This is a genomic window from Marinobacter sp. (genome assembly GCF_035268745.1).
Lineage (GTDB): Bacteria > Pseudomonadota > Gammaproteobacteria > Pseudomonadales > Oleiphilaceae > Marinobacter.
Genome location: NZ_DATFKH010000078.1, coordinates 24,428 through 32,852 on the forward strand (window position 1 = coordinate 24,428; position 8,425 = coordinate 32,852).

General features: G+C 57.5%; 8 protein-coding genes. All 8 read left to right on the forward strand.

The window, feature by feature from the left end:
• The first annotated feature begins 9 nt into the window (after window positions 1-9).
• A complete protein-coding gene (gene hisC / locus VJ956_RS06835; RefSeq protein ID WP_324083100.1) occupies window positions 10-1,152 on the forward strand; it encodes a histidinol-phosphate transaminase in 1,143 nt (380 codons plus the stop codon).
• Window positions 1,153-3,387, forward strand: coding sequence for a bifunctional prephenate dehydrogenase/3-phosphoshikimate 1-carboxyvinyltransferase (locus tag VJ956_RS06840; protein WP_324083102.1), 2,235 nt, complete (start codon window positions 1,153-1,155; stop codon window positions 3,385-3,387).
• The gene (gene cmk / locus VJ956_RS06845) at window positions 3,387-4,067 is read left to right on the forward strand and encodes a (d)CMP kinase (RefSeq protein WP_324083109.1); all 681 of its coding nucleotides are present in this window, start codon (window positions 3,387-3,389) and stop codon (window positions 4,065-4,067) included. The genes VJ956_RS06840 and cmk overlap by 1 nt, the downstream gene beginning before the upstream one ends.
• Before the next feature lie 130 nt (window positions 4,068-4,197).
• Window positions 4,198-5,892, forward strand: coding sequence for a 30S ribosomal protein S1 (gene rpsA, locus VJ956_RS06850; protein WP_324083103.1), 1,695 nt, complete (start codon window positions 4,198-4,200; stop codon window positions 5,890-5,892).
• A 130-nt stretch (window positions 5,893-6,022) separates the two neighbouring features.
• Entirely contained in the window at window positions 6,023-6,319 is a 297-nt protein-coding gene (locus VJ956_RS06855) for an integration host factor subunit beta (RefSeq protein ID WP_324083104.1), read from the forward strand.
• Window positions 6,320-6,393: 74 nt separating this feature from the next.
• Complete coding sequence (locus tag VJ956_RS06860) at window positions 6,394-6,696, forward strand: LapA family protein (protein WP_324083105.1); 303 nt, start codon at window positions 6,394-6,396, stop codon at window positions 6,694-6,696.
• Window positions 6,696-7,865: a lipopolysaccharide assembly protein LapB gene (gene lapB / locus VJ956_RS06865; RefSeq protein WP_324083106.1), complete on the forward strand. Its 1,170-nt coding sequence runs from the start codon at window positions 6,696-6,698 to the stop codon at window positions 7,863-7,865. Before VJ956_RS06860 ends, lapB begins: the two co-directional genes overlap by 1 nt.
• A 43-nt stretch (window positions 7,866-7,908) precedes the next feature.
• Window positions 7,909-8,425, forward strand: a 517-nt coding sequence (gene pyrF, locus VJ956_RS06870) for an orotidine-5'-phosphate decarboxylase (RefSeq protein WP_324083107.1), incomplete at its 3' end; no start/stop codon positions are given.

Consider the following 8,425-nt stretch of genomic DNA (forward strand, 5'->3'; position numbering starts at 1 on the left):
GTCAGGTAAATGCGGACAGACATTGAAAGCCTTGCGGTAAAGGGTGTGCAGGCACTGTCGCCCTATCAGCCGGGGAAGCCTGTTAGTGAGCTTGCCCGGGAATTCGGCCTGGACCCGGATTCCATCGTCAAGCTCGCCAGTAACGAAAATCCGCTCGGACCCAGCGCCAAAGCCCTCTCAGCCATTAAGGAAACGTTGGCGGACATTTGCCGGTATCCCGATGGCAATGGCTTCGATCTGAAGCAGGCGCTGTCTGGCCGCTATGGTATTGGCCCGCAGCAGATAACCCTGGGCAACGGTTCCAATGATGTACTGGAAGTGATCACCCGTTGTTTTGCAGCCCCGGGTGACGAGGTTGTCTACTCCCAGTATGCCTTTGCAGTCTATCCGCTGGTGACCCAGGCCATTGGCGCAACCGGGGTGTCGGTTCCCGCCCGGGACTATGGCCATGATCTGGATGCCATGGCGGACGCAGTCACCGACCGGACCAAGCTGGTGTTCGTCGCCAATCCGAACAACCCCACTGGCACGGTTCACGGCGGCCGCGCTATCAAAGCATTTCTTGATCGTATTCCGGGCCGTGTGCTGGTGGTTCTTGACGAAGCCTATTGCGAATACCTGCAGGGCGATGACTATGTGGATGGCCTGTCCCTGCTTGGGCGTTACCCCAACCTGATTGTTACCCGGACCTTTTCCAAGGCCTGGGGGCTTGCCGCACTGAGGGTGGGCTACAGTGTCAGCTCTTCGGAGATTGCCAGTTTTCTCAATCGGGTACGCCAACCCTTTAATGTCGATTCCATCGCGATGGCAGCGGCAACGGCGGTTCTGAGTGATGACCAGTACCTGCAGCGTTCCTGTGAAATAAACACCAGAGGTATGGCACAGCTGGAATCAGCGTTCAAAGAGATGAAGCTGGCCTACATACCGTCAGCGGGCAATTTCATCAGTGTAGAAGTCGGCGAACACGCCGAGCAGATCAATCAGTCTCTGCTGGAACAGGGTGTGATTGTCCGCCCCATTGGCGGTTACGGACTACCCCGGCACCTGCGGGTTTCCATCGGATTGCCGGAAGAGAATGAGCGTTTGATTGCCGCCCTGGCGAGAGCCATTCTGGCAGTAACGGCGGCTGCCACAAACGGAGCAGAGGTCTGAATGCCTGCTGCCCGGCCATTGTTCCAGCGTGTCGCGATTATCGGCCTCGGGCTGATTGGCGGTTCGCTTGCGGCGGCCATTCGCAACAACGGCCTGGCTGATGTCGTGGCAGGGACCGACAAACGATCGCAAGAGCCCCTGCTGGGAAAGGCGCTGGGGTTGATTGATGAGGCTGCCGGTTCCATCCGGGAAGCCGCAGAAGGCGCCGACCTGGTGGTGGTTGCGGTGCCCGTCAAGGCCACCCGGGATGTGCTGGAGGAGCTCCGGCCCTGGCTCGGGAAAAATGCAATTCTGACCGACGTTGGCAGCACCAAGACCAGCTTCGTGGAAGATGTGAAGGCCGTGTTTGGTGGTTTGTCAGCCAATGTTATTCCGGGACATCCGATAGCCGGGTCTGAAAAAAGCGGCATTCGCGCTGCCAGCCCGACACTTTTTACCAACCACAAGGTCATTCTCACGCCGGCGGACGCTGTTGCCGAAAGCAACGTCGCGCGGTTGAAGGCGCTGTGGGAAGGCTGTGGTGCCACCGTGCTCACCATGTCGGTGGCTTACCATGATGAAGTGCTGGCAGCCACCAGTCATCTCCCGCATCTTATCGCCTTTTCACTGGTGGATACCCTGGCGGGGGAGGATGAAAATCTTGATATTTTTCGCTACGCAGCCGGTGGCTTCCGGGACTTCACCCGCATTGCTGCAAGTGACCCGGTGATGTGGCATGACATCTTTCTTTCCAACCGGGATGCCGTGCTGCGCGTCATCGACCATTTCAGCCACGATCTGGACCGTTTGCGCACAGCCATTGACCATCAGGACAGTGCCACGCTGCTCCAGGTATTCAGTCGTGCCAAGGCGGCGCGGGAACACTTTTCAAAAATGCTTTCAGGGCAGGCTTACGTGACAAAAACTCCTCAGAAACAGGTTCGATTCCGGCTTCAGCCCGGTGGCAAGGTTGTCGGTGATATCCGGGTGCCGGGCGATAAATCCATTTCCCATCGTTCAATCATGCTCGGTGCGCTTGCCAGTGGCGTGACCGAGGTGAAAGGGTTCCTGGAAGGCGAGGACAGTCTCGCCACCCTGCAGGCATTCCGGGATATGGGCGTGACCATTGAAGGTCCGGATGAGGGTTACGTGAAGATTCACGGTGTTGGCCTGCACGGCCTGCAGGCGCCTCGCGGGCCGCTTTACCTGGGTAATTCCGGTACCGCGATGCGCCTGTTTTCAGGCCTGCTGGCGGCACAGCAATTTGATTCCGAACTCACCGGTGACGACAGCCTGACCAAGCGCCCGATGGGGCGTGTCGCCGACCCGCTGCGGATTATGGGGGCGCAGATTGAAACCGCTGAGGGTGGTCGCCCACCGCTGAAAATACGCGGTGGTCAGCACTTGACCGGCATTCACTATGACATGCCGGTGGCCAGCGCCCAGGTCAAATCCTGCCTGCTGCTGGCAGGACTCTATGCGGATGGAGCCACGTCGGTCACGGAACCGGCGACGACCCGGGATCACACCGAACGAATGCTGGAAGGCTTCGGTTATCCCGTTCACCGTGATACGGCCACCGCCAGCCTCGCGGGTGGTGGTCAGCTCACGGCAACCGATATTGACATCCCGGCGGATATCTCATCGGCCGCGTTTTTCCTGGTTGCTGCCAGTATTGCTGTGGATTCCGATCTTGTCCTCAGACACGTGGGGATGAACCCGACCCGTATCGGTGTCATCAATATTCTGCGCAGGATGGGCGCAAACATTGAGGTGCTGGACCAGCGCGTGATTGGCGGCGAGCCGGTTGCGGACCTGCGCGTCCGCGCTGCGGAACTGACCGGCATTGATATTCCCGGAGACCAGGTGCCATTGGCCATCGACGAGTTTCCGGTACTGTTTGTTGCCGCAGTCTGTGCCAGGGGCCGGACGGTGCTTCGTGGCGCCGAGGAGCTGCGGGTGAAAGAAAGTGACCGGATACAGGTCATGGCTGACGGCCTCGCCGCTATTGGCGTCGAGACCACTGTCACGCCGGACGGTATCGTGATTGAAGGCGGACAGGAGATGAAAGGGGGCAGGGTAGACAGTCACGGTGACCACCGCATTGCCATGGCGTTTGCGGTGGCTTCGCTGAGAGCGAGCGGGCCTGTTGAAGTGACCGATTGTGCCAATGTGGCGACATCGTTTCCCGGTTTTGTTGAACTGGCCGCTGGCGTCGGTATCAGGATTGCCAGTGATGCTGAGGGGGCTGAATGATGGTTGCGTCCGATATTCCGGTCATCACCGTGGATGGCCCCGGTGGCTCCGGTAAAGGCACCATCACCCAGATGTTGGCCAGAAAGCTGGGATGGCACCTGCTGGACAGCGGGGCGCTTTATCGACTTACGGCGCTGGCGGCCAGCCGCCAGGGGGTGGCGCTTGACGATCAGCTACGGTTGATTGAAGTTGCCGCCGGTCTGGACGTTGCCTTTGAGCCCACGCCTCCCGGTGAGCCTGTCAGGGTTCTGCTGGCCGGTGACGACGTCACGGCCGCCATCCGGACCGAGGCCTGTGGCGAAAACGCCTCAAAAGTTGCCGTTATCCAGCCGGTGCGGGACGCGCTGCTGCAGCGTCAGCGGGATTTCCGGGTGGCACCCGGCCTGGTTGCCGATGGTCGGGATATGGGGACGGTAGTGTTTCCGGACGCGCCGGTGAAACTGTTTCTGACCGCCAGCGCCGAGGAACGTGCACAACGGCGCTATAGTCAGTTGAAGGACGCAGGGGTCAATGTTAACATTGTCGCCCTTTTAGAGGAGATACGGGTGCGAGATGAGCGGGACATGAACCGCGAAGCCGCCCCGCTTAAGCCTGCAGACGATGCGCAAGTCATTGATTCGACGGGGTTAAGCATAGAAGAGGTGTTGGACAGGTGCATGGCCGCTGCAGGCCAGGCCTGACCACACCTTTTTGTTGTTGAAATTTCGGATTTGGCGTTATCGGCCAGCCCCTGGCTGAATCCGGATCAAAATTCATAGACCGTGTCGCTGGTAACACGGAGAAACTTGCGTTGATCACATAGGACATATAATGAGCGAGAGCTTTGCGGATCTTTTTGAAGAAAGCCTGAAAGAAATTGACATGCAGCCGGGTTCCATCGTCCAGGGAACCGTTGTGGATGTTGATAGCGACTGGGTCACCGTTAACGCCGGACTGAAGTCCGAAGGCGTTATCCCCGCCTCCCAGTTTCTCAATGAAAAAGGCGAGTTGGAAATCAAAATCGGCGATACCGTCGATGTGGCTCTTGACGCGGTAGAAGATGGCTTCGGTGAGACCCGCCTGTCTCGTGAAAAAGCCAAGCGCGCTGAGGCCTGGAAGGTACTGGAGAAGTCCTTCGAAGCCGAGGAAGTGGTTAAGGGTATTATCAATGGCAAGGTCAAGGGCGGTTTTACTGTCGATCTGGCCGGGATCCGTGCCTTCCTGCCCGGCTCTCTGGTAGATGTTCGTCCGGTTCGCGATACTGCGCACCTGGAGAACAAGGAACTCGAATTCAAGGTGATCAAGCTCGATCAGAAGCGCAACAACGTAGTTGTTTCCCGTCGCGCTGTTCTGGAAGCTGAAAACAGCGCCGAGCGCGAAGCTTTGCTGGAAACCCTGACCGAGGGTATGGAAATCAAGGGTATCGTCAAGAATCTGACCGACTACGGCGCGTTCGTGGATCTGGGCGGAGTTGACGGCCTGCTGCACATTACGGACATGGCCTGGAAGCGCATCAAGCATCCGAGCGAAATCGTCAATGTGGGCGACGAGATCAGTGTCAAGGTTCTGAAATTTGATCGTGAGCGTAACCGCGTATCGCTGGGTCTGAAGCAACTGGGTGAAGATCCATGGGTCAACATCAAGGGCCGTTACCCGGAAGGCACCAAGGTTACTGCACGGGTGACCAACCTGACCGACTACGGCTGCTTCGCCGAGCTGGAAGAAGGTGTTGAGGGTCTGGTGCACGTTTCCGAAATGGACTGGACCAACAAGAATATCCATCCGTCCAAGGTTGTCCAGGTAGGCGATGAAGTGGGCGTGATGATTCTGGATATCGACGAGGAACGCCGTCGTATTTCCCTGGGTATCAAGCAGTGTGTCTCAAACCCCTGGGAAGACTTCTCCAGCAGGTTCAACAAGGGCGACCGCATCTCCGGCAAGATCAAGTCGATCACTGACTTTGGTATCTTTATCGGTCTGGACGGCGGTATTGACGGCCTGGTTCACCTGTCGGACATCAGCTGGAACGAGACTGGTGAAGAAGCGGTCCGCGAATACAAGAAGGGCGACGAGGTTGAAACCGTCATCCTGTCTGTTGATCCCGAGCGTGAGCGTATCTCGCTGGGTATCAAGCAGCTTGAGAGCGATCCGTTCGCCGAGTTTGTGCAGTTGAACGACAAGGGCTCTATCGTCAAGGGTACGGTCTCCTCGATTGATGCCAAGGCCGCGACTATCACTCTGAACGAGGAAGTCGAAGCTGTTCTCAAAGCGTCTGAAATCAGCCGTGACCGCGTCGAAGACGCGCGCAATGCGCTGAATGAGGGCGACGAGGTTGAAGCGAAGATTATCAGCATTGACCGCAAGAACCGCGTGATCAACCTGTCTGTCAAGTCCAAGGACGTCGAAGACGACAAGCAGGCGATCGAAGGTGTTCGTGCCAAGGCTGCAGAATCCGGCTCGGGAGCCACGACTATCGGCGACCTGATCAAGGAACAGATGCAGCAGAAAAATGTCAACAAGGACTAGGATTTCCGGTTGACGAGAAAAAACGGGCTCTAAGAGCCCGTTTTTTTTGTGTTTTTTTTTGGTTTGGCTAAACTAGGTTCATGGCATTGAAAACAGGCTTTTCAACAATAATGTGAAGAGAGAGTAGCCCATGACAAAGTCTGAACTGGTTGAGCTGATCGCGTCGAAGCAGACGCAGCTTTCAGTGAAGGATGTGGAACTGGCTGTGAAAACTGTCATCGAGCATATGTCGCAATCCCTCGCCGAAGGTCAGAGAATTGAAATCCGCGGTTTTGGCAGTTTCTCATTGCATCATCGAGCAGCAAGAACCGGGCGCAACCCCAAAACGGGGGAGGCCGTTCAGCTTCCTGCGAAGTTTGTACCGCATTTCAAACCCGGCAAGGAATTACGAGAGAAGGTTAATGACAGTCTGAAAAGGGGTTTTTGATTTCAACCATTTATCCGGGAATAAATTTCACCCGGATTTGAACTTTCCTCAGGTTCATCTGGAGCTTTACGATTATGGCCGGATTGCAGAAAGTGCTTCTTATCCTTCTGGTACTTTGTTTGGTCCTGGTCGCGCTTGTTTTTTCCCTGAATAACCAGACAGCCGTTCCCCTTGACTTCCTGGTTTATGAGACTCAGCCCCATGGGGTGGCCGTGTGGATCGTCATGGCATTTGTGGCTGGAGCTCTGGTTGGTGTCCTGATGACCTTACTTGCAACCGTGCGTAAATCGGTTTCCCGCCGGAATCTTGAGAAAAGGCTTGCGCGCTCCGAGCAGGCGCTGGAGAAATCGAGAGCCCAGCACGACCGGACGCTTTAATGGATATGGTTCTTCAGTGGCTGCTATTGACCATAGCAGTAGCAGCGGGGTGGTTCGTTGGCCGCATGGGAGCCGGCAAGGACAGTTCCCGGGTTGCCATCTCGGACGAGGACTCGGTCAGGGACCGCCTTCAGTTTCTCTTTACCAATTATTCAGACCAGGCCGTTGAGAACTTCGTCCAGTCTCTGGCAGTAAACCGGGATACGGTCGGTCTTCACCTCTCGATTGGCGCGCATTTCCGCCACAAGGGCGAAACCGACCGTGCCATTCTGATCCACCAGAACCTGCTGGCCCGCCCGGAGCTGCCCGCCAGGTATTCCCAGCAGGTGACCTATGAACTGGCGGTGGACTACCTCAACGCCGGCCTGCTGGATCGTGCTGAAACACTGTTACATCAGCTGATGGGTGATCGGGAGTATGGCCGAAAAGCCTCCGTTCAACTCATTGAGCTTTACCAGCAGGAAAAGGAATGGAGCAAGGCTGCGCAGGTTGCCCACACCCTGACCACGGGCGACCAGGATGGCGCCATATTCAAGATGCTGGCCTATATCACCTGCGAGATCTCTGAGGAGGCACTGAAACAGGATGATCGCTGGGAGGCGCAGAACCGGGCGAAAGAGGCGCTGGACTTTGACCGTTCCTGTGTCCGGGCAACGTTCATCCTGATGCGTCTTCTGATCCGGCAGGGCAGTTACCGGGAAGCGGCCAGCCAGAGCCTGAAAGTGTTTGATCAGAACCCTGACTTCGGGCCGGAGGCGGTTGACCGCCTTATGAAGCTCGAGCGTGAGCACGGTGATGTCGGGCGTCTGGGCAAGAAACTGGGCAAGATCTATGCTTCCTGGCCCAGCACCAGCCTGCTGCTGGCACTGGTGGAGTCAGTTGAACGCAGCAGTGGTCGTATGGCGGCAATAGAGCTGCTGCGCCGGAAACTGGAGCTTCGCCCCAGTGTCCGCGGTTTGCTGCGGCTGGTGACGCTTGCCGGCTATGAGAAAGGCATGACAACCGACGAAGAACGCCTGGTCACCCGGATAGGTAACATGATGCTGGCGAATCGCCCGGTGTATCGCTGCGTAAACTGCGGCTTTGCAGGTCAGCAACTGCACTGGTTGTGCCCCAGCTGTAAGCAATGGGAAACCGTCCGCCCGATTCAGGGTGTTGAAGCCGAATAGCCGGATAACCGAATTCTTTTTATTGCAGGATCTCGCCGTGTCCATGTCTGATAACCCGCGCATAATCGTGGCCCTGGATTTCCCCTCCGACAGACCCGCCCTGGCGCTGGTCGACCAGCTTGATCCGGCCAGGTGCCGCCTGAAAGTCGGCAAGGAGCTTTTCACCCGCTCGGGGCCAGGGCTGGTTCGCGCCCTGACAGACCGGGGCTTTGAGATTTTCCTCGACCTCAAATTCCACGACATCCCCAACACCACCGCAGCGGCGGTGGCTGCGGCGGCGGATCTGGGCGCATGGATGGTGAATGTCCACGCTTCCGGCGGCGAAAAGATGATGGCCGCCTGCAGGGAACGTCTTGAACACCTGGGAAATGATCGCCCGCTGCTGATCGCAGTCACCGTGCTGACCAGCATGGGTCCGGATGACCTGGCCGCTATCGGTATTGCCGATTCCCCACAGGCACAGGTCTCCCGCCTTGCAACCCTTACCCGTAACTGCGGCCTGGACGGCGTGGTGTGCTCTGCGCAGGAGGCCCCGGCTCTGAAGGCAGAGCAGGGCGCCG

What these genes read in the sequence shown, in the direction of transcription:
- hisC (WP_324083100.1), top strand. Translation starts at nt 10, where the DNA reads ATGCGGACAGACATTGAAAGCCTTGCGGTAAAGGGTGTGCAGGCACTG.
- VJ956_RS06840 (WP_324083102.1), top strand. Translation starts at nt 1,153, where the DNA reads ATGCCTGCTGCCCGGCCATTGTTCCAGCGTGTCGCGATTATCGGCCTC.
- cmk (WP_324083109.1), top strand. Translation starts at nt 3,387, where the DNA reads ATGGTTGCGTCCGATATTCCGGTCATCACCGTGGATGGCCCCGGTGGC.
- rpsA (WP_324083103.1), top strand. Translation starts at nt 4,198, where the DNA reads ATGAGCGAGAGCTTTGCGGATCTTTTTGAAGAAAGCCTGAAAGAAATT.
- VJ956_RS06855 (WP_324083104.1), top strand. Translation starts at nt 6,023, where the DNA reads ATGACAAAGTCTGAACTGGTTGAGCTGATCGCGTCGAAGCAGACGCAG.
- VJ956_RS06860 (WP_324083105.1), top strand. Translation starts at nt 6,394, where the DNA reads ATGGCCGGATTGCAGAAAGTGCTTCTTATCCTTCTGGTACTTTGTTTG.
- lapB (WP_324083106.1), top strand. Translation starts at nt 6,696, where the DNA reads ATGGATATGGTTCTTCAGTGGCTGCTATTGACCATAGCAGTAGCAGCG.